Genomic DNA, 24,216 nt, shown 5'->3' on the forward strand with positions numbered 1-24,216 from the left:
AAACGAGTTTCAAAAGCTCTTGGATTCTTAAGGCTGCTGGCCTTAGAACTTACAAGACTTGAATCTGCCGAATGAATGTTCAAAATAACATAAGCTCATATTGCAAATTGAAGTAAAAAGTAGTTTATTAAATTAGTAATTTTAAATATTTGCAATAAAGTTATAAGTCTTTAAAGACTTTGAGAAGATATGAAAAAGAATAGAAGAAAGAATACATAAAAATATTCATACTCCCTAAAAAATTCTTTTATAAACATATTAAAAAGAAATAGTTTCACGCCTTTGCCGTGTTCCAACATTTATGCGTTTACTATTACTTTCATAAATGAGTATAATAAATATATGTGTGTTTGAGAGGTGACTTAATTGCCAAAAATTACATGGAAGCCTGGAACGATGCTGTATCCTGTACCTGTAGTTATGGTAACATGCGGCAGTGTTCCTAAAGATTATAATATTATAACGGTTGCCTGGACCGGTACTGTATGCTCCAATCCTGCAATGACATACATTTCCATAAAGCCTGAGAGATATTCATATGAAATCATTAAAAATACAGGTGAATTCGTCATAAATCTGACTACAGAGAAGCTTGTACGCTCTGCGGACTGTTGCGGTGTAAAATCAGGCAGGAATGTCGACAAATTTACGGAGACAGGGCTTACTCCCGGGAAGGCTAAAAAACTTAAATGCCCGATTATAGAGGAAAGCCCGGTTAACATAGAATGCAGGGTTAAAAAAATAATAAAATTGGGATCTCATGACATGTTCCTGGCAAGCGTTGTTGCAGTAGATGCAGATGAGAAATACATCGATAAAGAAGGAAAATTCAAGCTGGATGAGGCAGGAATAGTTTGCTATTCCCACGGGCAGTACTGCGGATTAAAAAAGCCTGTCGGACATTTTGGATTCTCGGTCAAAAAGAAACGCAGGAGAAAATAAAAGTATATCAGGGAGTGTAACATTATTTTCTGATTTTCATACTATGGATATTATATATGTTTTAAGGAATGATTTAGATTGTTTCAATACACTTACTTTCCTCCATGTTTTATACGACCATGGCAGTTCAATGCTCATGAAATTTATCCATCCCATTTTGCCTCTCCATTCATGAGAGGTGATGCAAAAGTCGATCACGGCATACGAGCTGCCTTCGCTTTGATAAAAGGAGGACCTCTTGCTCCAGACATAAGAGGTGTTGTAAACTTTATAGATAAACCAGGAGGTACCTATGTATGTGTCTCAGTCACCGGTCTTCCGGCATATCGTCCTGCAACGGACGGTAACCTTCCAATTGGTCCCCATGGCTTTCATATCCATGAATTCGGCAACTGCGAAGCAGGGGACCCATCCGAACCATTTAAGGAAGCAGGAGGGCACTGGAATCCGACAAACCAGCCTCATGGCAATCATGCAGGTGATTTTCCAGTATTATTTTCAAACCATGGCCGTGCCGAAATGTGCTTTTTTACAGATAAATTCAAGGTCAGCGATATAATAGGAAAGTCTGTAATAATACATGAAAGTCCGGATGATTACAGAAGTCAGCCTGCAGGTAACTCCGGGAAAAGGCTGGCCTGCGGGGTTATAAAAGTACTGTAAAATAAGAATACCTGCCAAATATAAAAACTCAGCAAATATAATTAAATTTTTTTATATTATCCGTAAATAACTTTCAGAATGATATATAATAATATGACGAACAGATGAAGATATATGGGAGGTAAAATCATGGTACGATTTGGTGTTATAGGCACAAATACAATCACAGACAAATTTATAAAGGGAGCGTCTCTTAATAAAAATTTTGTGCTTTCCGCCGTATATTCAAGAACTAAGGAGAGAGGGGAGTACTTCGCAAATAAATACAATATAAGCAATGTTTTTACGGATCTTTATGACATGGCAGAAAGCGATGCCTGCGATGCCGTATATATTGCAAGCCCAAATTCACTGCACAGCAGGCAGTCTGTTATCTTTCTGAAAAATAAAAAGCCTGTTTTATGTGAAAAAGCCGCTGCCTCAAATTCAAAAGAGCTGGCAGAGGTTATAGAAACATCAAAGAAAAACAACGTACTTTTTATGGAAGCGATCAAGTCTATCGCATTGCCCAATTTCAAGGCAATAAAGGACAACATATATAAAATAGGTACTATCAGAAGATATTTTGGAAACTACTGCCAGTACTCTTCCAGATACGATAAATATAAACAGGGTATCATACTCAATGCCTTCAACCCTGACCTTTCAAACGGCGCTTTAATGGATATCGGCGTATATTGCATACACCCTCTGATTCAGCTATTCGGAAAACCTGAAAGCATCAAGGCAAACGGCCTGATTCTTGAGTCAGGAGCAGACGGCGAAGGGAGCATGATCCTTCAATATGAAAATATGGAAGGAGTAATTATATATTCGAAAATAACCGATTCCTGTATTCCTTCGGAAATCCAGGGAGAGACGGGGAGTATAATTATAGATTCCGTCAACACGCCAAAAAATATAAAAATACATTATCGTAATGGGAAAATCGAAAATATATCTGTTCCGCAGCTTGAGGACTCTATGTATTATGAGGCATCCGAATTCATAAATTTAATGAATTCAGGCAGCATAGAATCGTCAATAATAACTCATAGGTTTTCAATGGAGGTTATGAACATAATGGATGAAGCAAGAAGGCAAATAGGCTTGGTTTATCCTGCAGATAAGTAAGCACAGGTGCATTTTTTATATTTGAAGAATACAACCGGAAAATATAAAATATTTCATTTGTCTGAATAATAATGGAGGTTATTATTATGCTAAACGTTGAAAGATTAGGAGTAGTACTAAACCCCAAAGATAAATATCATGCTAAATTCAATGCCGGAATGGCAAGAGAGGGTAATCGCGTGCATATGCTCTATCGGTGGGCTGAAGCTGAATCATCAAAGTGTCCCCCCGATGGGATATCTCCCATAAGCTATGTTCATGATTTTATAGCATATGCAGAGCTTGATACAAATGGCAAGCTTATAAAAGATTACGATAAACCGTTGATTGCCCCATTTAATGAATGGAGCAAAGCCGGCTGTCAGGATCCGCGCATTATAATTTTCGAAGGCATGTTCTATATCTTTTTTACTTCATGGGATTTATCCTGTGCAAGAGTTGGCGTTGCACGCACTAAAGATTTCAAGAATATTGAGCGCCTCGGCATCATACCAACCGTACAGTTTGATAAAGATGCTTTTATACTGCCCGAGAGAATAAGAGGAAAGATCGTATATATACACAGGATTAATTCTGAAATACAGATCGACTATTTTGATTCCTTTGATGAGATGTTTGACAGGCGCTTCTGGGCAAATTATAGCAAACGTATGCATGAAAAAGTTGTAATCAAAAGCGAATTCCCATGGGAAAATAAAAAAGTCGGCGGCAGCGTACCTCCAATTAGGACAGAGTCCGGATGGTTATTCATTTATCACGGCGTCGCAGATGACAGGGTGCCCTTCTGTTACCGCACCGGAGCAGCTCTTCTGGACCTTAAAAACCCATCAAAGGTCATAGCAAGGCTGCCCTATCCATTGCTTGAACCACAGACAGACTATGAAATACACGGGCATGTAAACAACGTGGTTTTTCCACAGGGCGCTTTTATAAACAACGGATGGATTTATATATCCTATGGAGGAGCCGATAGAGTAGTTGCAATGGCAAGAGTGAAATATGATGAACTTTTAAGTGAATTAGAAAAAAATGCAGTATAATATAACGGATTTCCAAATTTATCATGGGGTTCCAGAGAGGGGAGGCCTGGCCGTCCCCTCTCTGGAACCTTTATTTGTCAAGCGATATTTTTATGAAACGATTTCCATTCAGTTTGGCATATCAACAGTTAAAAAACTCGTCACCAATGTCTGGCCGTAGCCTCGCCATTGGAGATATTTTCTTTTTTGCTTAGCATCAGGCACAATGCATCGAGAACTATATGAACGCTCTGGTCAAACAGCGTGCTGAGCAACTGCACAGATTTTCTCTGTTCTCCCTTATCGCCCTTTGTCGTTCCAGGAACTATTATCAACCTGTCGGCTAATGAGCTTATAGTCGATTTTGGTTTGCTTGTAACGCTTATTATAAAACAGCCTTTATCCTTCGCCCTTTTGGTATTCAAAACAACATTTCCGCTCTCTCCGGAACCTGAAATTGAAAAATATATATCATTTTTTTTAACTGAGGGGTTTATGGTTTCTCCGACTGCATATACATTATAGCCAAGGTGCATCAGCCTCATCGCAAAACTCTTCCCCATCAGCCCGGACCGGCCTTCTCCATCTACAAATATGCTGACATCTTTGTTTATGCAGTTTACTACGTCTTCAAGCTGCTTCATATCTACCCTTGAAAGCACAGACTTTATTTCATCAATTATAACATCCAGTATATTCATCTAAACCATCTCCCTGAATTTCTTTGCGCTGTCCCTGACAGAGCCGGACCTCGTTATGGCACCGCCTATTATTACGATATCCGCATCCGCCTTTTTTATATCGGATATATTCCGAAGGTTTACCCCTCCTGCGACAGCAATGCTGCCTATTTCAGGAAATTTTCCCTTAAATCGCCGAAGGAGTAAAGTCAGACCATTCCCTCCTTCATCCGACGGAGCATGGATACAAAATATCGCATCGCTGAACTTTTTGAGCCCATATATTTTTTTATCATCCAACCCTAAAAGATCTATCATCATCAATTTTTTAAACCTTTTTGTAACTTCCTCACAAGTCATGATTGTATCCACAGAGGATGCGCCCATTACCGTAGCGATGTCCGCACCGTTTGAAAATGCTGCATTAAATTCATAAGCTCCTTCATCAATGGTCTTCATATCGGCTAAAATCGCTTTTGATGGGAACAACTCTTTTATACTTCTTACCGAAGATATTCCATAATCCTTTATAAGGGATGTCCCGACTTCAACTATATCTATGTAGGGACCGGCTTCCCCGGCTATTTCCTTAGCTCTTTCAATTGTTACTCTATCTATGGCTAACTGTATCTTCATATTCTTTTCCCATCTTTTCTCTAAGATACTGCTGTAATTTTTCACGGTCAGGCAAGCCTTCATTGTCACCAGGCACCATGACCTGCATAGCGCCTATGGCATTGCCTCTTATCACCGCATCTTTCAATGATAATTTTTCGAGAAGCCCGCTTATTACGCCTACTGCAAATCCATCGCCGGCTCCAACTGTATCCACTACTTTTTCAACCTTGAAGCCGGGCACCGTATACGACTCATATTCTGTCTTTACAAATGCGCCTTTGCCTCCCAGCTTTACAATTACCGTCTTTGCACCAAGATTTAAGTAAAAATCCGCTATAGCATCCGGTTCATCGCTTCCTGTAAGCGTCAGTCCCTCCGATATACCCGGAAGTATCATATCGCATTTTGAAGCTATATCATTTATAACTTTTATCATCTCTTCTTTGCTTTTCCACAGTGAAGGCCTTAGGTTCGGATCAAACGTTATAGGCAGCCCCTTCTCCCTTGCTCTTCTTATGAGCTCATATGTAGCCTCCCTGCAGCTTTCGGATAATGCAGGGGGTATCCCGGTTACGTGGATGTGCCTTACCTTCCCTAAATCTATTTTTTCAACATCTTCCCTGCTTATATGTGATGCAGCGGTACCTCTCCTGAAATATACGACTTCGGGATCTCCTTTCTCTGTTTTACCCTTTATCTGAAAGGCCGTCGGAAAATTTTCATCAAATGTTACATTGCTTGTATCGATACCTTCGTTTATCAGGAATTTCATTATATATTTCCCAAAGGGATCGACTCCGAGCCTCGTAACATACCCGACATGATAGCCTAATCTTTTCAAACCTATACATACATTCACCTCGGCTCCCGCCAAAGATCTTGTAAATTTCTTCACATCCTCAAGATTGCCGACATAATCTGCTACAAACATCGCCATAGGTTCACCGATCAATATGATTTCAGACATTATCATTTAACCCCCTTCATTGCATGAACTTCTTCGTACAGCACTTTGGCCTTATTCTCATCGTGCGGCCATAAAAGCAATATATCAAATAAACCAGGATAATAACTAAGACTCAGCAATTCCCTGGCAAATGCCATAGCTGCAATTTCACCAGCTGCTACAAGGCCCGATGTATATTTTATTGGGCCTATATTCCACAGCTTCACCCTTTTCTTTCTCGTATATATTTCCTTATCTCTACTTTCGATGAAGTGAAACATTTCATGGGCAATCAACACATCCTCGATTTTCACTCCATCAAGCAAACCGCTAAGATTCTCTTCCTTAACTATTTCTTCAGCCTTGTTTACACTATCCATGTAAATCGAGATTCTATCGGGCGCATTGAACCGTGCAAACAGTATATAATCTTTGCTATCGCAATCTTCATATCTCGAAATAATCAAGCCGAGGCATTTTGCGTATTCACGGCATGGCCTATAGCCGTATTTATCTTTAAGCGCGGCTGCTTCCCGCCTTCCGCACTCACCGGCTTTCTCTATTATATCCTCTTTTTCTGCAACCCTGTTACCTATGGGGTCCCTTTTAAATATATAGGCACCCCAGGTATTTTCATCTATAGTCTTCAACTCATCTATCAATTCTTTTATCATAAGTCATTCTTAGCCCCGACAATTATGACCATATCATCCGGCTCTAAAAGCATCGTTTCCGTCTCCATAACCATATACAATTGATCTATGCTCATCATGCTTGAGTAGTCGAGTACTTTGCCTCCGATGCAAAGGGAAAAGTCCGGAGTGAGTTTTATGTCGCTTTTATATACCGAAAGGCTCTCCCACATCTTTGCTGTGGTATCCTTCAAATCCTTCACCTTGCAAGATATGCTTTCGCCGTCTCCTCTCTGTATTTTGATAAAGCCTTTTTTATCTACGACCCTTATTTGCTTTTTGCCTGACTTTTTGTCTTTTACTGCCGAGAACACATATAACGCATTATTTTTATTTTCAATCTGCACGATATCTGCCGAGACGCCCATAGACTTTGCTGCAATCTCTTTTGCTTCATTTTCGGAACAGGACTTTAAAAGATCCGTCGTCTGAACCTCCGTAGAGCCTAATGCTATGGCGGTTATCTTTGAAGTCTGAGGGTCTATCTCCACCTGTACCTCTATGCTGTCCGGAACGGCACCGCTTGTAATAGCCAGATCGGCCGCTTCCTTCTTGATGCCGGCGATGTCCTTGGTCGATGGATTCGGTATGACTCTTTCGACAACATCCCTGACCATCGCAAGCGCAACTCCTATTGATGAAATAACCTCCGCATTCTCGGGAATGCTGTATTCCAGATCCATATTTTTAGCGGTATAGGGAATCAAGGCCGCAGCACCGCCGCCAACACCCACCAGCGAAATCTGGTCTTTTTCAAGCTTATATTTTTCAGCCAGGGATTCGATCACCGGTTTTATTTTTTCAAATGATTTTTCAAGTATTTTATTTGCGACATCTTCGACGGATAACCCGAGATATTCAGCCAAGGGCTCCATTGCCTTATAAGCAGAGTTTCTGCTTCCATAGGAATAATCTTCAGGTCTTACAAGCCCCAGTACGTTTGCAGCACAGCTGTTGGTAATTGTAATTCTTTTTCCTCCCTTGAGCTTTATTGCTACATAATCGGCAGGATCGCCATTTTTAGGGGAGAAAAATTCCAATTCCGGTTCAACGATTTCTTCCTCGGGAGTATATACCGAGTATTCCATGCCCGCTATATGGGCACTCCTCGGCCCTACATCCACAATTCCATCTTTATTTGCCCTCACCATGCTTCCCCCGGCAATGCCGAGAACTCTTACATCAAGAGAACTTATATAAGTTGGATGTCCGCCGACTATAGTGTAATCGACAGTCGGCCTGCCGTTTTTTATAACACCTATATTTGTGCTGGTTCCCCCTACTTCAAAGTAAACTCCATTGGAAGCGCGAAGATACATCAGTGCTCCGACTACGCTGGCCGCAGGTCCGGATAGCATCGTGAGCACAGGACGTTTTTTCATCTCAGAAATATCCATAACGCCGCCGTCTCCGCGCATTATCATAAGCGGAGCTTTTATTCCAGCTTTTTTCACGCTTTTTTCCGTGCTTTCTGCAGTTTCCAGCATTTTAGGAAGTATGCTTGCATTGATGGCCGCAGTCCTCGTCCTTCGCGTCAAACCGTAAAGCTTGGTGATATCCGATGCGACTGTTACAGGCATGCCCATTTTTTCTGCGACATCCTTAACCTCTTCCTCCTCACTGATATCGTCAACCCCAAAAGCCTTGGAAGCCACGATAACGCTGGAGCCCTGTCCGGCAAGGTCTTTAATAGCACCCTTTACGGTATCTTCGTTAAAGTCTTTTTGTTTTAAATAGGTATGGTGCACCTTAATAGTCTTTCCAGTGCCTAAATCGATATCGCCAATTTCAGTCTGCCTTTTTGAAAGGAATCCTTCAAGCCCGCCTTTGCCTATGCCGATGATTCCGACATCTGCGACATCTCCCTCAAGCAGCGCATTTGTTGCCTGAGTTGTACTGTGAGCTATAAAGACTACATCCTCAGGATCAATATTGTTATCTTTAAGGCATTTTTCAAAAGCTTCTATGACTCCGGCGGATACTCCAAGCTCATCATCATGGGTTGTCATTACCGATGCCTTGCCGATAATCTCATGTGTATCGTTGTCTATCGCAACCGCTTTTGTGTGAGTTCCACCTACGTCTATTCCAACACGGACCAATCTCTTTGTCATGTTTACCTCCTGTTTAAAATTCTTCAATTCGTAATTTTAGCTTGTGTTATTTTGAACACTCATTCGTTACTCAAAATAACACAATTCTATTTATGCTTGATTTCAAATTACGAATTGAAGTCAAAATTAGGGGTTGTTGCATAATGGATAAATGTCCATTATGCAACAACATCTTGTATAAGCATAACTATTAACGAGGGATTTCCCGACATTCCCTTATATAGTTAATGTTTCTGCTACAAGCTCCTAATTTCTCATATATATGATTATACCCCGTACATAAAATATACAATCAAAGAATTTATAATACATATTATCCAGGCCCAGAGAACGCCGGATTTTAAGAATTCCTTTGTGCTAACCTTTGAATAGCTAAGTGACCACAGGTTCCATGATTGCGTCGGGCAAGCTGAAATATTCATTGTAATTGTCGGTATATAAATGAGCGGGAACAGCAATGTATTTGTAAAGCCTCCAATTGCATTTAATATACCAAGAGTTGCGGAACCTGCCCCGAATACTGTCAATGGCCCTCTGAATAACCCGAGTGGAGCAACAATTGCAAACAATATGCAAAGGAATAATGGACTCCTCGGCATTACGCCACCCAGTATTGCCTGGAAGAACGGAGCTACCATGCCGGAAACCTTGTTGAACATTGGAAGTATGAACAGGAATCCAAGCAGTGAAGCAACGTCTACAACACCATCGTAGAATGTTTTGGTAACGATTTTTTCTGCATCGTGAAAGCTCTTGATTTTCCCGCATACAAACAGGGCATAGAATACCGCTACTATAAATGCCGGTATCGGCTGCCACTTGAATGCTATGGCCAGGATAACCGGAATAAGCGGTGTTATTAAAGCCATGGCAGGAACATGCTGAGTAGTATATGTGCCGGCACTCTGAGTGCCCTGTGCCGCCCATGCATGGTTTACCGCGCTTTTCCTGAGCCTTACAGCAAGCATTATTATAATAATAAATAACTGAACTCCCATCGCAGTAAATCCGAACTTTAAATAATTGCTATCATACTTAAAGCCCTGGAAAATTCCCTGCATCTGTTTAAATAAAACAATGTTGACATACATACCGGAGCCGACCGACATTAGGTATGAACTGACAGCCAGCGGCTTTGGAACGCCCAGTGAAAAAAGAATTGGAAGCACGATAACACCGATTGCTACAACGGCGCCGGCTCCAAAGGTACTTGTAAATATAAGGCCGGTTACTATGGATAACAATATGGTCGTAATAAGAGGTTTATCTCCTCCAAGTTCAACAGTTTTTCTTATGATAGTTGCAGCGATTCCGGTCTCCACCAGTATTCTGCCAAACCAGCTTCCGAAGATAACCACAACCGCCGTTGCTCCCCAACTTTCAGGACCGCCCTGGAATACTTGGGTCTGTGCAACCTGCCATGAAATCTTTCCGCCTATCATGCCTAAAGCAACCCAAATTATAGCCATGATTAAAAATCCCAACATAAGGTTGCCGCCTTTTGCGGCGTAATAAATCAGCCCAAAATAAGAAATCAACAACAGGATACCCAATATAACTTCTAATGACATTAATATACCTCCCTTGTAGGATTAGTTTTTAGATCTAATAACTGTTGCTTATATAGATAGATGGCTTGATACATATTATTATACAGTCATCTATCACCCCCTTAAAATATGTTCAGTTGACCTTCTGCAGCTTGCTTATTTCATTTTCTAGCTTTGAAAGAGTATCGGGACGGCATGGATATTCCAGAGCTACAGGTATACTGCCGTCGAATATTTTAAGTATATTCCTCCACGGTATATTCCCTTCATCCAGCAATACCACGTGCGGCTTGTCCCCTATATATACATCCTTTAAGTGAATATATGTGACATACGGTTTTAACTTATATGCATTCTCCAGCGGATCTTCCTTCTGCCAGATCCAGTTACCTATATCAAAAGTGCAATGTACTTTCATTCCTAAGCTTTTTGCAGTTTCCAGAAATCTTTCGATTTTATCTATCTTTCCATTGGCATCCGTTTGATCATTTTCTATAGTAAGCTTTATTGAATATTTATCGCAAATGGAATTCACATCAAGGACATCCTGGGTACTCATATAATCGTAGTCTCCGATATTGAGTTTAACGTTCCTGCAGCCCATTTTACCAGATTCTTTAAAGTACCTTTCGATTTCGCCTCTATTTAGTTTACCATTTGTATATAATGATCCCGATACCGAATAATAAAGAACCATACTGAATTTTTCAGAAAACGTCCTTATTTTAAGGAGTTCAGAATCAAAATCATCCATAAACTCTCTTCTTATTTCAACACTTTTAATTCCTGAAGAATAAATATACTCTAAGAGCTTAGACTGCTTTACCCCTTTGTTTAAATCATCCAAAAACACCAGTGTATTTATTACTATATTGTTTTTGTCCATAATTTCCTCCATATTGGCAAATTTTATTCAGGCGAATGGATTATAAGCCTGGCCTCAATTTCTTTATATTTGGGTTTGCTTTTTCTATTGCTGTTGATCCTCTTTATTAGCATCTTAGCCGCTTCGGCACCGACTTCATAGGAATTTTGTGAAATAACTGGTATTTTAGAGTAAGCCAGCGACGCCCACCCCCAATCCTCATAGCCGCAAACATAGAAATCTTCCGGTATCTTTAAGTTGCACTGTTTTATACTCTGAAGGACATTTAACAGAGTTACCCCATTAAGTGTAAATATTGCCTTAAGCTTATTTTTGCATGAATTATTGAATGATTTAAGGGCCTCTTTACATGTGTTTTTATCATTTGTATCGATAGTATAAATCAATTCATTCCCATCAATATTTAACAGGTCTTTCATGGCATCCAGATATCCCTGTCTTCTGATATGTCTGACGCGGTTTCCTTTAGGTTCCTCGGTAAAAAAAGCGATATTGCGGTATCCCCTTTTTACCAGAAATTTTATAGTTTCAAATGTCATCTTGTAATTATTCGTAGCAACGGAATCAATTTTCAATTCCTTCATCGTCCTATCGGCCAGCACAATGGGTACTCTTGTTTCATTGACTTTAACTAGAAATTCATCATTATAACCGGTAGTATTCACGATAATGCCTTCGACTCTGCTGTCTATTAAAGACCCTATATATTGCCTCTCTTTTTCAGGATCATCATCAACATTCGATATTATCACCTGATAGCCGTTAGCCATACAGATGTCCCCGATCCCCTTGAGCAATATGGAGGAAAACTGGCTCGTGATATCAGCTATTATAACCCCTATCATTCCGCTTTTATTAGACTTTAACGTTTTTGCTATATTGTTTGGCCTGTAATGGAGTTTTTCAATTATATCTTGTATGTTCAGCCTTGTCCTATTTGACATGAATTCGTATTTACCATTTAGATACCTCGATATAGTAGTTTTGGACACACCTGCCAATCTTGCCACATCGTTTATCGTTACAACTTCTTTTTCTAACTTCATAATATCCCCTTTTTAGTTAATCAGTTAACGAAACCGATAAACATAAATTACATTATTATAATAGCATACATATTTCGACAAATCAATAATTTCTGAAATTTTATTTTTCTCTTCTGATGAATTAATTTTGCACGCCTTCGATTCGTAATATGAACTTATGTTATTTTGAACACTCATTCGCCAGATTCAAGTTTTGTAAGTTCTAAGGCCTGCAGCCTTAAGAATCCAAGAGCTTTTGAAACTCGTTTCACTCAGACAATCAAAAGCTCTAAGGATTCTTATGCGGCAGCAAGCCAAGAACTTATCAAAACTCTCATAATGCTCATTCGCCAGATTCAAGCTTGCGCGCAAAATAGTTGCCGGCGCATCAAAAATGTTTTATAATGGAATTGTTGATAAAGGGAGGATAGATCATGGGTGTCAAGATTGATGCAATTAAAATGAAAAAGAACCCCTTATATTCCAGTTCAGTTGTAAAAAGCGGCATTCTGGATTTTAAGGGGAGAAGTGTATCCATTTTTAATATGCATAGACCGGTGTAAATCCATGATTCTATATCTTAAATACAAGCGATATGATTTCAGGGTTTACGCCCTGAATTTTTGTTTGCATTTTAAATAACGGCGATACTTCTTCCATAAGCCTTACTGATTTTAAAAAAGGCTTATTTTTATTGTTAAAACCGGCTTTGGGAGGAGTAAACATGGTAAATAAATTAAAAAGAAATGTAACGGTCAGCTATATATATAGTTTTTTCATGGATTTGAATATAACAACGGCAATATGGGTTTTATACCTTTCATATAAGGGTATGTCTCTTATACAGATAGGGCTGCTCGAGTCCATATTCCACGTAACAAGTCTGCTCTTCGAACTGCCCACAGGGGCTATAGCCGATATTTACGGCAAAAGGTTCAGTGTAATCTCAGGAAGAATACTTTCGGTTATATCCTGCATGCTCATGATTGTATCCCGTAACTTTATAGAATTCGCGCTGTCCTTTATTGTAAGCGCCGCATCATATAATCTGGACTCCGGTGCAGCGGAAGCCCTTGTATATGACAGCTTAAAAGAATTGGGCGAGGAAAAAAGTTACAAAAGAATATGGGGCAATCTGGCGTTTTTAATGTCCATTGCCCAAGGTATGGCAATACTGCTTGGCGGAATCTTGGCCGACATAAGATTTATATATGCATACGCTTTGGGTACAGCCATTCAAGGTGCGGCACTTATTGTTTCATTTAATTTTACAGAACCGCCCGTAAAAAATACTGAGGACGAAAGCGAAACACTGGTACGCCAGATAGCAAAAAGCATTGATGTTTTGAAGGGAAGAAAAGCAGTCCTTTACTTAATAATCTTTTCAGCGCTTTTATCCAGCCTTGAAGCTACAGTTTTTTTCTATGGTCAGAAATACTTTGAAAATATCAGTTTTACAAAGACTGCCATAGCATTAATTTTTGCAGCAGGCAGCCTTATCTCCGCATTGAGTTCAAAAGCTGCATACAGAATAGAGCGTTTGCTAAAACCTGAGAGAACATTGGTATTAATATCTGCAATAAACGTGCTGTCTTTTTTAGGTATGTCCATTTTTATGAATTTATCAGCCATATTTTATTTGGTTTCATCGGTAGCCGGGGGCATAGCATATCCTGTTTTCAGCGACTATATAAATTCAAAGATACCGTCTAAATACAGGGCAACACTGCTGTCGCTAAATAGTCTCTGCTACAGCTTAATAATGATATGCATCTTCCCCATTTTCGGCCTTATGGCTGAAAAAATAGGCTTCTCAATTACATTTGGAACAATAGCTGTTATATATGTACCCTTTATTATTTTCCTTATGATCAAGCTAAAGGAACATGGCGGACAACATAATAAGCCAGAGTAAACTCAATCGGCCCTGGCTTTTTTTCATCTATTACGCCAGTTAGACGGATTTACTGGAATTTTGTACCGCATTTGGGACAATACTCTACATTATTTTGTACCTCAGCTTTGCAATTGGGGCAAATCTTCATATTCTTTATCTCCATGATCTTTGCCCTGACTGCCGTAATATGATCTTCTATACCCTTTATTTCCCTACAGCTTTCTATCAGAGTTTCAGGGACTTCCTTCCCCTCCCTGTACATCTTATAAATCCCTTTTCCTATTGCAGATGCAATTTCTTGAATCTTGCTCTCATCGGAATTTATAGACATATTTAACTTTGCCACCTCAACCAGGTCCCCTGATTTCCTGGCAGCAGCCTTGGCTGTCTTCTCGACTTTCTTTGAAATGTTATTAAGAAATGCCATATATTCGTCCTCCTTATAAAATTATATAACATAGAATTAAATTCCAATTAATTTATATGCTTTATCTATTATATTATAACAAAAGCATTTTAAAGACAAAAACGCCGATGAACCTCTTGTTTCTTAACCGTTACAGTCTTTCCAAGTTCTATTTAATCACAAGCTCGATTGGGCAGTGGTCGGAGCCAGATACATCGGCATGTATCGCAGCTTTTAATATTCTGTATTTAAATCTCTCGGATACACAGAAATAATCGATACGCCATCCGATATTTTTTGCCCTGGCATTAAACATATAAGACCACCATGTATATGCATCCCTCTTCTCAGGATAAAAATAGCGGTATGTGTCGATAAAACCCGCATTTAAAAGCTCGGTAAACTTGCCTCTCTCCTCATCCGTAAAACCTGCATTATTCCTGTTGGATGACGGATTCTTTAAATCAATTTCTTCATGTGCGACATTCATATCGCCGCATACAATCACCGGTTTAAAGCCATCCAGCTTTTTCAGGTATTCCCTGAAATCATCCTCCCATCTCATCCTATAGCCGAGCCGTTCAAGTCCCCTCTTGGCATTTGGGGTGTATACATTGACAAGATAGTATTCGTCAAATTCAAGGGTTATAACACGCCCTTCCATGTCATGCTCTTCGATTCCAATTCCATAAGCGACGGTATCGGGCTCAACTTTAGTAAATATTGCCGTGCCAGAATACCCTTTCTTTACAGCATAATTCCAGTACTGGTAGTATCCATTGGTCTCAAAGTCGATCTGTCCTTTCTGCAGTTTGCTTTCCTGTATGCAAAATATGTCCGCGTCAGCATATTTAAAATAGTCAATAAAACCTTTCCCAATGCATGCTCTCAATCCGTTTACATTCCATGAAATAAGTTTTTTCATCTTGTATGTACCTCCCCCTTTGTTCCTTTATTTTATATCTGAAGAATATTATTCCAATCGCTAAGCTCACAGTCTTGAGAGTCTGTAAACTTGTTCAGGGCAGAATCAAAACTCGCTTCGCTCAGACATTGATTCTGCTTATCCTGAACTTTCATTAACAGACTCTAAAGACTTTCCGCTAATTGCTCTTTCCATAATATTCTTCAGATAATCTTTATACACCTTTGTTCCTTTATTTTATTTTACAACTGGCGGGTATGCGGTACAATATTATTATTTGAAAATCTGCGCATAAGTGAGAGCGATAATTTATAATTATATACGGACAATGTCATTCAAGGGAGTGCCGAAATGAAAGAATTAAAACAAACGCACGGGTTAAAGCAGAGATTCGAATCTATAAAAAGCAAGGCGCATAAACTAAAAAAAGAAGTTAAGATATTATATCTGGCATATAAGAGGCCGGACACGCCTTGGTATGCCAAGCTGCTAAGCATTATTGTAGTTGGATACGCCTTAAGCCCTATCGATTTAATCCCGGATTTCGTTCCCGTATTAGGGTATCTGGATGATTTGCTGCTGATACCATTAGGAGTTCTGCTGGTTATAAAACTTATACCAAAAAATATCATAGATGAATGCAGGACCAATGCCGAGGATACCATAAGCGAAGGAAAGCCCAAGGGCTGGATCGCAGCCGGAATAATAATACTTATCTGGGCTGCAATAATCGGACTTATCATTTATAAGTTGGCGTTCCGCTGATTCATAAATATTTGCTGTGCCAACAATAATACGAGTATAATTGATTAAGAAATATAAATATTTCCAACATTTTAGCAAAGGTGGGAGTAAAAATGAGAAATAACCTGGAACTCAGATGTTTTAGGCCTGTAGGATGTACTGCTGTCTTTAGTGATGACGGCAGCGCGGTTACTATCGAATCCCTCAAGGGCGAAGCGGGAAAGTTAGTTCTTGAAGGGACGCCCGGAAAGTTAGGAAATATAAACTGGAATGATTATAAATATCTTGTATTTGATGCAATAAACCACGGAGATCATTCAATGGCTGTGGAAATCGAATTCTGGGATGCTGACCATGCATATGATGATCCGAATATACACTGCATAAACGGCATCCTGCCGAAGCTTAAAACAAGGATAGCCTTTCCACTTGATTCTTTGAAAGGCCAGAACCTTTTTCTGCCGCGTACTCCGGGAAAGCTAAAGACTGTGGTTCACGGCAGCAAAGTTGAATTGAATGAAACCAACAGATTTGCCATAGGAACAGCAAAGTTTACATATAAACAGGTGCTCGAAATATCGAACCTCCATTTGTCTGATACAGAACCCAATTATCCTCTGGAGGATAAAAAGCTGGTGGATGAAATGGGCCAGTGGATGCTCAATGACTGGCCGGAAAAAGCCAGAAGTGTTGACGAAATGGTATCTTATCTCAAAGGCGAATTACACAAAACCGAAAAAAATCAAGGGACGCCTACTTTTAAAAACCGTGATGAATACGGCGGGTGGAAAGGAAAAAAGTTTGACGCCACTGGATATTTCAGAACCCAGCATGACGGCAGAAGATGGTGGCTGGTTGATCCGGATGGTTATGCTTTCTATAGTATGGGAATGGATGTCACATCTCCTGGAGAGAGCGGCCTGGTAACCGGAATCGAGAAATTATTCGGCTGGCTGCCTGATAAAAGCGGAGAATTTAAAGACGCATATAGTATTGAAGGAAATTCCGGTAATAATCTTTTTATAAACTTCGGGGTCTCCAACCTTATAAGAGCCTTTGGCTCTGATAAATGGTGGCAAAGCTGGGCCAAAATCACCCGCGAAAGAATGTCAGACTGGGGTTTCAACACTATCGGGAACTGGTCGCCCATGAGATTTATAAAATATTCCAAGTTGCCGTACGTATGGCCTCTTGGTGAATTCCCTACAACAGCGAAAAACATCTTCAGGGACTTTCCTGATGTGTTCAGCGATGAGTACAAAAATAATTCGTCAAAATTTGCCGAGCAGATAAAAGCATTTGAAGGAGACCCATATATGATAGGTTATTTCCTGAGAAATGAGCCCGAATGGGCATTTGTAAACAATCTCAACATTGCGGAAGAGCTCCTTGAAAACGAAGCCGACCTTTACTCTAAAAATGCTCTGATAGACTTCTTATCGAAGCGTTATTCCGGAAGCATAAATAAGTTCAATAAAGCATGGAATACATCTTTTTCAGGTTTTAACCAGCTAAAGAAAAAGATAAGAAAGGCTTCAAAACTTTCAGTTGCCGCAGCGCATGATTTAAAAGATTTCTCAAAAAAGATGATTGAGCTTTATGTAAAAATACCAAGCCAGGCCGTAAAAATGCTGGATCCGTATCATCTGAATCTTGGAATGCGGTATGCTTTTATTTCGAGTGACGACTTATTTGCAGGATACGAAAACTTCGATGTTTTCTCACTGAATAATTACAAGATGTCTCCGGTGGAGAGTATTGAAAAAGTGGGAAAGTTCACCAATTTGCCTGTTATGATAGGCGAATACCATTTTGGAGCGCTGGATAGAGGGCCTACAGCCACAGGACTCAGGGCAGTAACAAGCCAGGACGAGAGGGGAAAGGCTTTCAGATATTACAATGAAGCTGCCGCCGCTACGGAATATTGCGTTGGAACACACTATTTCATACTCAACGACCAAGCTGCTTTAGGCAGGTTTGATGGGGAAAACTACCAGATCGGTTTTACGGACGTATGCCATAAACCCTATGGAGAAATGGTAAGGCATGTGGTGGATTGCAACAAAGTTATCTATGATGTAGCCGACGGTAAAAAAGAAAAATATAATATTTCCCCGGATGAAATATACACAATATCATATTGATAACATTCTGTTTAAAGCGATTCCTGCAAACCTTATCGATGTAAAGCACTTACATCGATAAAGTTTGCAGGATTTATTTATTAATGTGCAAAGCATGATTCTATAATAAATATCGCTGTTTTCTTACAGGAAAATAAACTGTATAAACTTCATTTCCAATTTCATACAGAGGCTTAAATCGAATTCCTACAGGTTGGTTTATAGTTCGCCAGCCCGTTTTCCACATATCCCACTGCCTCTCATCATCAGGAGTAAGCATGCTATAGGGATTATCGATATCTCCGTAAAGCATTCTTTCTTCACTGGTTAACCCTGCAAGAACTATGGGCCCATCCATAAAAGCAACCATATTGGGACAATCGGCTAAGGGCCAGCATGTTAATGCTTTTCCCAGTATCACATTGACTTCATCATCGCCCCATTTTCTGCGAATACATTCAAAACCATTTCCGTCGCTACTTAATTCGACTTTTTCATTATTTACTAAACAAGTAAGTTTACCTTTCAGCCACCATGGTGAGCGCAACTTAAGGGTAAATTCAGATGGACTTTCACACTTGATTTTAATTGAAATGCTGATATAACTGGGCCGGGAGCTAATCTCGCTTGCTATAGGCAAAATTTTAAGTGTTTCTCCCCCTAAACTATCGATTTGCTGTATTAGCTTAATATTTACATTATCGATTTTAAAATTCACTTCTGACGGTAAATACTGGCATAGCAGTATTTCATCTGAATTCTGATAATAAATACCCTCCCTATGATTAGCATTAGCTTGTAACAACGTACAATGGCAGCACCAGAAATCATTGGTTTCAGAGCCCCACTTTTTTTGCGATCCGGCAGCTAGCGGAAGATAGTATGTTATCAAACCCGTAGGCGGATCAAGAGGTTCACAGACTGTGGCCAAACTTCGTCCCTGCCAATATCCCTGGGCAAATATACCGTTATATAAATTTCTTTCCCAATAGTCCGCATATTCGGCTTTACCTGTCCAGCGCAAAAGATATTCCGATAAACGCATCATATTGTATACAGTACAATGCTCTTGGTTAAGCTCACCCAGCCTGGCCGATTGTTTCCCCATCGGCGTCCATACTTCTCCACAAGTTTGTCCTCCGGTAGCATACATTCCTCGTTTTCTAACTGCCAAATCCCAATAATTCTCAACTATTTTACGGTAGCGTTCATCTCCGGTTACCTCATATGCCCTGGCCGCTCCCTGAATCTCCGGGATAGTAGCATTGGCGTGCATATTAGTAAGGACATCTTTCCCCTCATAAATTGGATTAAATAATTTTGGCCTTTCATAACGCCTCATAAGTGTCAAATGTTTTTCATCCTTAGTTACATCATACAAATCCGCCCAGTATTCCATCATACCGCCGGTTTCTTCCGAGTCCATCATCTTATCCATTTGTTCACGGGATATATCATTCGTAAATTTATAAAACCAGTCGGCGCATTTAAGTAATATTTCCATCGCTTGATGATTATCGGCATATTTATACATATCCAATAATCCCATCATGTTTTTATGGCATACATATTGAGGGGCCCATACGGTTTTGCCCCTTTTCAACCAATAAAGGTATTTCTCAGGAATCGGGAATGCCCATTCTCCGCCGTTTTCTTTTTGACAGCGTCCAATTTCAGAAACAATAAAATCTGCCCGAGCCTTAAGTTCTTCGTCATGAGTTTCATCAAAAATACGGGCCGCGGCGCTTAGCCAATGCCCCACAACAGTTCCTCTTATATAACTGGTAGGTGAATCCCATCCCCAATGAATATTTTCCGATTTGTAAGGTAGCCCAATCAGACCAGCCTCAAAATAATGTGATAAAAGTAAGTTGCGTGCTGTTAAACGCATCAGATAATCGCGGTTTCGCTCACGTCTGGCCTCAGGTTCGCCTGGCAGCAATTTCACCAGCCTTGCAAGCGGTTTTAAGCTTGTTTTCATAAATTTCATACCCCTTTACTCTTTTGCATTATATTCTTCATTACTCATATATACATAATGGACCTATAATCCAAAAGTATTCTCAACAACTCCCGGCAGTAAACTGTAAATCGACTTGCCAATTTTACGTTCAAAATAATCTTTGGTTTCAAAAGTTGCCTTCCATTTGGGAATTATTCCTTCATGTATTCCATGCCTTAGCGCCACATCGACCATTCTTTTTTCTATCAGGCAAAATCCATCCGGCAGCGCCAGGACATCGCATAGTTGTATCAGTCTGTCATAATCATCATATTCTATTGTTTGCAAATATTCCTTGACAAAATCATATTCTTTTTTGCTGCAGTCCCATTTCCCGAAGGCTGCCCTTATATCTTTATAATTAAAGGAATGCGTCATACATATTTTTGCTAAAAATGTGTAACCCTTGTCCATGCAGAAATTATATCCGTCAATTGCATGTCTCATGTCTGTAACACCAAATCTTCGACCTATGTCGTGAAGCATGCCCAGCACTAAAGCAGTATCTGAATTTAACTCCGGACAGTTTTGGGCTATCAATTCCGCCGCTTTCCCTGCATAAAGAGAATGACCAACCCATGGGCCCGGATTTAGCTTTTCCGCTTCATTCAATAATTTCTTTGCATCATTCAAAGTCGGCACATTTTTTATTCCATTGTCTATCATGGTAACCTGTCCTCCTGTATGATCTGTATTTCTTATAAAGCGCAAAACTGTTATGGCCCGGCATTGTTCAATTTGCTCTAAAGTCCTTTGATTATCTTTATATAGATATTCCTGATTCTCGGCCCGTCAAATTCGCAAAAATAAATCCCCTGCCACGTACCCAGTTTTAACCTTCCATTTTCAATTAGTACGGTACAGGACGAACCCATCAACGATGCCTTGATATGAGCATGGGAGTTGCCTTCAATATGCCGGTAGCCGTTATTCTCCGGAAACGCCTTATTCAATGCAGACAATATGTCATAAACAACATTAGGATCAGCATTTTCATTTATTGTGACGCCGGCCGTTGTATGAGGAACAAATACTATAACACTTCCGTCCATAACTCCACTTTTGTTTACTGCCTCTTTTACTATATCAGTAATATCTATAAATTCCTGCGCTTTAGTCGTTTTTATTTCGTACTCCATATTCTCACCTTCAAATTCATTAATGATTTTTCTTACAGATGTGCCATTTTTGCCTGAGACTTTCATAATGCTCATTCGTTGCTCAAAATAACATAATCCCATTTATGCCATATTTCAAATTACGAATTGAAAAACCTTATATAAATGCTTTGAAATCAAGAATTCTCTCTTTCCATTATAGCATTCTTTATAGATCTTTATATTAAAGTTTAAATATCACATATGATGAAGTACTGTATAACTACGGTTAAGAATAGTAAATTTTAGCCAAATTCCTACGACTTTTTCATCATTATCTTGTAATTCTTGGGGAAGTATCCATACGTTTCTTTGAATCTACGTATAAAATACGAGCTATTATTATACCCAACTAACGTGCCAATTTTCTCCACGGACATATTTGTATTCAAAAGCAGTTCTGAAGCTCTTTCCATACGTTTGCTAATTATAAAATCAGTTAAATTTTCGTTTGTTAATTCTTTAAATATACGGCTTAGATATTTCGGGTTTAGATGCACTGTATCCGCAAGAAAATCAAGAGACAGTGGTTTATTAAGATTTTTACATATATAATTTTTTAGCGACTCAATCATTTCTATATTATGAGAATTGCTCATCCTCTCGGAATAATTAAAAATATTCCTAATTAACTCTGATGACAACCCATAAAATTCGGAGATATTCCACAAATATTTTAGCGGCTGCGAAAGTATATCTTCTACGTTTTCCATAGGCTGGTAATTCAGTTTGCTTGCAAAATCTATTAATATTTGACATAATTTCATCAATCTTGCTGTGCAATAATTCGCCTCATAGCTGCCTTTCATAGCCATATCGATAAATTGTCTTATATTATTTTGTGCTTCTTCAAGATGACGGCTATTAAGCGCCTGCGCAAATTGTTCTTCCATATTTTTAGGCATTTTTTCTTTACTATTATCTCTCTCAAGTATATCGTGCGGAATAACCGTGGATTCCAATAGTATGAAATAGCGATATCTCGCCAACCGCTTTGCATACTCAAATGACTTATTAATATGCAAAGGATTAGATACCCAATCCCCATATGCAAACAGAAATCTAATTCCAAGCGATTCTTTTATATATGAAGACATTTTAAAAATAAATTCCCGGGCATAATTTTCATTGTCAGAATTAAATATAATGCCTATTGTAATATTGTCTAAGGCGGCGCACATAACTAAATTTTTATTATCCGAATAATTATTTATTAAATCAGTTAAATGATATTTAATATATTGCTGATCTTTGATAGACATGGAACATATTACCTTCTTATCAAGGAACAATATAAGAACTATAAATTTTGCACATAAAAAGTCAATTTGCATAAGTTTTAAATATTCTTTGAGTTCATCTTTGCTCTTAACATTTGCGTTTAATAAATTTATTACCAAATTATTGCATATTATTGGATGATTTACATCCAGTATGTTTTTGTATTCACCTAACTTTACAGATAAATTTGTAATCGCCCCATTTATAACTTTATATTCATCTTGCTTATTCAATTGTGGTTCGTCACATATTAACTTATGAACTTTATTAGTAAGCAGCTTAATAGGGTTATATGCTTTGAATGAGAGAATATTCGATAATATAAGTCCAATAAAAAAGCAAATAAAAAATATAACTATAAGCATTCGCTGTATATATTGCGATCTCTGATAAAAATTTTGTATCGGAGTCCCTCTAATCAGTTGGCATCCGATACTTGGCACAGTACAATATGATATAAAGTACTTATTGTTATTTATATTGCCTGTGAAAAAATTGTAATCGCTTGTATCTGAAACCATATGTTGAGCCGATGGATTTTTGCCAATCCATTCAAGTTTAACATTTTTACCTGACGATGCTATAACTTTTCCATCTCTATTTAATATCAAGCTAAATTGACCCGGAGACTGCGACAACCTTGCCAATATATTATTAAGCGCTTCATTTTTAATATAGATTGCAATCATACTATCGTTGAGGGAATCATTATATGACCATGGATAACCGCCTACAAGAGCAATAGTTTTCTCTTTCGTATTATTGACGGGTAACAAAGCCCACTGCCATCCTTCACTGATATCTTGCTTTGATACTTTAATCCATTCCAAATTGCTTAACGGTTCATCATCTCTCAAATCGAGATATTTTAGGCCTGTGTTTGAAGATAATTCAATATTATTTGTCTTATAATATATACTTATGGAGTCAATAATATCAGAGTTCATTGTTACATATTGACGGATACAATTTTCCACATCGTTTAATACAGCATGATTCCCTTTAATTGGATTATGAGAAAAAAATGTAAGAATATCACTATTTGTTTTTGTATATGAAAGATCAAGGTAAGTAGTTCTTACTTTATCAAATATGGCAGATACAAAAATATTATTTTCATATTCTAATATATTTTTATCATTTATCTCGATCTCATGATTATAGTTGCTTGCAAAAAAAATATATGAAATAGTACTTATCAACAAAGTAATAATAGCTGTTAGAATCGTATAAGAAAAGAATAATTTATAAAATGTCAAACTAAATACTTTTGGTTGTTTCACAGTATTATTCCCCCCATTGGAAAGTATTAATAGTCTATTGCATAACCTTGAAATCAAGTAATTTCAAGGCTTATAGAGCATATATATGCAGGATTTACCCCCACTTTTGTCGAATTTATATTTACCAAAACAAAACCAACTTAAGGAGGG

At 38.7% G+C, this 24,216-nt stretch carries 22 protein-coding genes; 8 read left to right on the forward strand and 14 right to left on the reverse strand.

Annotated elements, in window-relative coordinates; all coding sequences use genetic code 11:
* Nucleotides 1-366: 366 nt before the first annotated feature.
* The 4 genes from QME45_09775 to QME45_09790 all read left to right on the forward strand — a co-directional run bounded on the left by QME45_09775 (nucleotide 367) and on the right by QME45_09790 (nucleotide 3,758).
* The gene (locus QME45_09775; GenBank protein ID MDI6618945.1) at nucleotides 367-942 is read left to right on the forward strand and encodes a flavin reductase family protein; all 576 of its coding nucleotides are present in this window, start codon (nucleotides 367-369) and stop codon (nucleotides 940-942) included.
* A 171-nt stretch (nucleotides 943-1,113) separates the two neighbouring features.
* Nucleotides 1,114-1,605, forward strand: a complete 492-nt coding sequence (locus tag QME45_09780) for a superoxide dismutase family protein (protein ID MDI6618946.1) — start codon at nucleotides 1,114-1,116, stop codon at nucleotides 1,603-1,605.
* 129 nt (nucleotides 1,606-1,734) lie between these two features.
* On the forward strand, nucleotides 1,735-2,718 hold the full coding sequence (locus tag QME45_09785) for a Gfo/Idh/MocA family oxidoreductase (GenBank protein ID MDI6618947.1): 984 nt from the start codon (nucleotides 1,735-1,737) through the stop codon (nucleotides 2,716-2,718).
* An 86-nt stretch (nucleotides 2,719-2,804) separates the two neighbouring features.
* Nucleotides 2,805-3,758, forward strand: a complete 954-nt coding sequence (locus tag QME45_09790; protein MDI6618948.1) for a hypothetical protein — start codon at nucleotides 2,805-2,807, stop codon at nucleotides 3,756-3,758.
* A 140-nt stretch (nucleotides 3,759-3,898) separates the two neighbouring features.
* On the opposite strand, the gene hxlB is transcribed toward QME45_09790, so the two are convergent.
* From hxlB to QME45_09830, 8 genes are all read right to left on the reverse strand, one after another.
* A complete protein-coding gene (gene hxlB / locus QME45_09795; GenBank protein MDI6618949.1) occupies nucleotides 3,899-4,438 on the reverse strand; it encodes a 6-phospho-3-hexuloisomerase in 540 nt (179 codons plus the stop codon).
* Nucleotides 4,439-5,053 (reverse strand): orotidine 5'-phosphate decarboxylase, encoded by a 615-nt coding sequence (locus QME45_09800; protein MDI6618950.1) that lies wholly within the window; start codon nucleotides 5,051-5,053, stop codon nucleotides 4,439-4,441.
* The gene (locus tag QME45_09805; GenBank protein ID MDI6618951.1) at nucleotides 5,028-6,002 is read right to left on the reverse strand and encodes a sugar kinase; all 975 of its coding nucleotides are present in this window, start codon (nucleotides 6,000-6,002) and stop codon (nucleotides 5,028-5,030) included. Before QME45_09805 ends, QME45_09800 begins: the two co-directional genes overlap by 26 nt.
* A 2-nt stretch (nucleotides 6,003-6,004) precedes the next feature.
* On the reverse strand, nucleotides 6,005-6,655 hold the full coding sequence (locus tag QME45_09810; protein ID MDI6618952.1) for a hypothetical protein: 651 nt from the start codon (nucleotides 6,653-6,655) through the stop codon (nucleotides 6,005-6,007).
* Nucleotides 6,652-8,787, reverse strand: a complete 2,136-nt coding sequence (locus QME45_09815) for a hydantoinase/oxoprolinase family protein (GenBank protein MDI6618953.1) — start codon at nucleotides 8,785-8,787, stop codon at nucleotides 6,652-6,654. Before QME45_09815 ends, QME45_09810 begins: the two co-directional genes overlap by 4 nt.
* Before the next feature lie 266 nt (nucleotides 8,788-9,053).
* On the reverse strand, nucleotides 9,054-10,358 hold the full coding sequence (locus QME45_09820) for a citrate transporter (protein MDI6618954.1): 1,305 nt from the start codon (nucleotides 10,356-10,358) through the stop codon (nucleotides 9,054-9,056).
* 112 nt (nucleotides 10,359-10,470) lie between these two features.
* Nucleotides 10,471-11,223, reverse strand: a complete 753-nt coding sequence (locus tag QME45_09825; GenBank protein MDI6618955.1) for a sugar phosphate isomerase/epimerase — start codon at nucleotides 11,221-11,223, stop codon at nucleotides 10,471-10,473.
* A 23-nt stretch (nucleotides 11,224-11,246) separates the two neighbouring features.
* On the reverse strand, nucleotides 11,247-12,269 hold the full coding sequence (locus QME45_09830; GenBank protein MDI6618956.1) for a LacI family DNA-binding transcriptional regulator: 1,023 nt from the start codon (nucleotides 12,267-12,269) through the stop codon (nucleotides 11,247-11,249).
* Between the two features lie 413 nt (nucleotides 12,270-12,682).
* Here QME45_09830 and QME45_09835 point away from each other — a divergent pair, with 413 nt between their 5' ends.
* Both QME45_09835 and QME45_09840 read left to right on the forward strand, forming a co-directional pair.
* Nucleotides 12,683-12,811, forward strand: coding sequence for a hypothetical protein (locus QME45_09835; GenBank protein ID MDI6618957.1), 129 nt, complete (start codon nucleotides 12,683-12,685; stop codon nucleotides 12,809-12,811).
* Nucleotides 12,812-12,972: 161 nt separating this feature from the next.
* Nucleotides 12,973-14,163 carry an MFS transporter gene (locus tag QME45_09840; protein MDI6618958.1) on the forward strand — a complete coding sequence of 397 codons (1,191 nt, stop codon included), beginning with the start codon at nucleotides 12,973-12,975 and terminating at the stop codon, nucleotides 14,161-14,163.
* A 49-nt stretch (nucleotides 14,164-14,212) separates the two neighbouring features.
* Here QME45_09840 and QME45_09845 read toward each other — a convergent pair whose 3' ends face one another.
* Both QME45_09845 and QME45_09850 read right to left on the reverse strand, forming a co-directional pair.
* On the reverse strand, nucleotides 14,213-14,572 hold the full coding sequence (locus QME45_09845; GenBank protein ID MDI6618959.1) for a zinc-ribbon domain-containing protein: 360 nt from the start codon (nucleotides 14,570-14,572) through the stop codon (nucleotides 14,213-14,215).
* Nucleotides 14,573-14,720: 148 nt separating this feature from the next.
* On the reverse strand, nucleotides 14,721-15,476 hold the full coding sequence (locus QME45_09850; protein MDI6618960.1) for an exodeoxyribonuclease III: 756 nt from the start codon (nucleotides 15,474-15,476) through the stop codon (nucleotides 14,721-14,723).
* A 351-nt stretch (nucleotides 15,477-15,827) separates the two neighbouring features.
* On the opposite strand from QME45_09850, the gene QME45_09855 reads away from it, so the two are divergent.
* Together QME45_09855 and QME45_09860 are read left to right on the forward strand one after the other, a co-directional pair.
* Complete coding sequence (locus tag QME45_09855) at nucleotides 15,828-16,241, forward strand: YkvA family protein (protein MDI6618961.1); 414 nt, start codon at nucleotides 15,828-15,830, stop codon at nucleotides 16,239-16,241.
* Between the two features lie 92 nt (nucleotides 16,242-16,333).
* Nucleotides 16,334-18,364, forward strand: coding sequence for a beta-galactosidase (locus tag QME45_09860; protein MDI6618962.1), 2,031 nt, complete (start codon nucleotides 16,334-16,336; stop codon nucleotides 18,362-18,364).
* A 100-nt stretch (nucleotides 18,365-18,464) separates the two neighbouring features.
* On the opposite strand, the gene QME45_09865 is transcribed toward QME45_09860, so the two are convergent.
* From QME45_09865 to QME45_09880, 4 genes are all read right to left on the reverse strand, one after another.
* On the reverse strand, nucleotides 18,465-20,324 hold the full coding sequence (locus QME45_09865; GenBank protein MDI6618963.1) for a glycoside hydrolase family 127 protein: 1,860 nt from the start codon (nucleotides 20,322-20,324) through the stop codon (nucleotides 18,465-18,467).
* 63 nt (nucleotides 20,325-20,387) lie between these two features.
* A complete protein-coding gene (locus tag QME45_09870) occupies nucleotides 20,388-21,011 on the reverse strand; it encodes an HD domain-containing protein (GenBank protein ID MDI6618964.1) in 624 nt (207 codons plus the stop codon).
* A 77-nt stretch (nucleotides 21,012-21,088) separates the two neighbouring features.
* Nucleotides 21,089-21,484: a secondary thiamine-phosphate synthase enzyme YjbQ gene (locus QME45_09875; GenBank protein ID MDI6618965.1), complete on the reverse strand. Its 396-nt coding sequence runs from the start codon at nucleotides 21,482-21,484 to the stop codon at nucleotides 21,089-21,091.
* Between the two features lie 275 nt (nucleotides 21,485-21,759).
* A complete protein-coding gene (locus QME45_09880) occupies nucleotides 21,760-24,066 on the reverse strand; it encodes a helix-turn-helix domain-containing protein (GenBank protein ID MDI6618966.1) in 2,307 nt (768 codons plus the stop codon).
* Nucleotides 24,067-24,216 lie beyond the last annotated feature (150 nt).

Source organism: Clostridiales bacterium (assembly GCA_030016385.1).
In the GTDB taxonomy this organism is placed as follows: domain Bacteria; phylum Bacillota; class Clostridia; order Clostridiales; family Oxobacteraceae; genus JASEJN01.

Bases quoted from the DNA above. Each gene is read 5' to 3' on its own strand.
- hxlB (MDI6618949.1), bottom strand. From the start codon at position 4,438: ATGAATATACTGGATGTTATAATTGATGAAATAAAGTCTGTGCTTTCA.
- QME45_09830 (MDI6618956.1), bottom strand. From the start codon at position 12,269: ATGAAGTTAGAAAAAGAAGTTGTAACGATAAACGATGTGGCAAGATTG.
- QME45_09785 (MDI6618947.1), top strand. From the start codon at position 1,735: ATGGTACGATTTGGTGTTATAGGCACAAATACAATCACAGACAAATTT.
- QME45_09865 (MDI6618963.1), bottom strand. From the start codon at position 20,324: ATGAAAACAAGCTTAAAACCGCTTGCAAGGCTGGTGAAATTGCTGCCA.
- QME45_09825 (MDI6618955.1), bottom strand. From the start codon at position 11,223: ATGGACAAAAACAATATAGTAATAAATACACTGGTGTTTTTGGATGAT.
- QME45_09850 (MDI6618960.1), bottom strand. From the start codon at position 15,476: ATGAAAAAACTTATTTCATGGAATGTAAACGGATTGAGAGCATGCATT.
- QME45_09800 (MDI6618950.1), bottom strand. From the start codon at position 5,053: ATGAAGATACAGTTAGCCATAGATAGAGTAACAATTGAAAGAGCTAAG.
- QME45_09875 (MDI6618965.1), bottom strand. From the start codon at position 21,484: ATGGAGTACGAAATAAAAACGACTAAAGCGCAGGAATTTATAGATATT.
- QME45_09870 (MDI6618964.1), bottom strand. From the start codon at position 21,011: ATGATAGACAATGGAATAAAAAATGTGCCGACTTTGAATGATGCAAAG.
- QME45_09790 (MDI6618948.1), top strand. From the start codon at position 2,805: ATGCTAAACGTTGAAAGATTAGGAGTAGTACTAAACCCCAAAGATAAA.
- QME45_09805 (MDI6618951.1), bottom strand. From the start codon at position 6,002: ATGTCTGAAATCATATTGATCGGTGAACCTATGGCGATGTTTGTAGCA.
- QME45_09780 (MDI6618946.1), top strand. From the start codon at position 1,114: ATGAGAGGTGATGCAAAAGTCGATCACGGCATACGAGCTGCCTTCGCT.
- QME45_09845 (MDI6618959.1), bottom strand. From the start codon at position 14,572: ATGGCATTTCTTAATAACATTTCAAAGAAAGTCGAGAAGACAGCCAAG.
- QME45_09855 (MDI6618961.1), top strand. From the start codon at position 15,828: ATGAAAGAATTAAAACAAACGCACGGGTTAAAGCAGAGATTCGAATCT.
- QME45_09815 (MDI6618953.1), bottom strand. From the start codon at position 8,787: ATGACAAAGAGATTGGTCCGTGTTGGAATAGACGTAGGTGGAACTCAC.
- QME45_09860 (MDI6618962.1), top strand. From the start codon at position 16,334: ATGAGAAATAACCTGGAACTCAGATGTTTTAGGCCTGTAGGATGTACT.
- QME45_09840 (MDI6618958.1), top strand. From the start codon at position 12,973: ATGGTAAATAAATTAAAAAGAAATGTAACGGTCAGCTATATATATAGT.
- QME45_09810 (MDI6618952.1), bottom strand. From the start codon at position 6,655: ATGATAAAAGAATTGATAGATGAGTTGAAGACTATAGATGAAAATACC.
- QME45_09835 (MDI6618957.1), top strand. From the start codon at position 12,683: ATGGGTGTCAAGATTGATGCAATTAAAATGAAAAAGAACCCCTTATAT.
- QME45_09820 (MDI6618954.1), bottom strand. From the start codon at position 10,358: ATGTCATTAGAAGTTATATTGGGTATCCTGTTGTTGATTTCTTATTTT.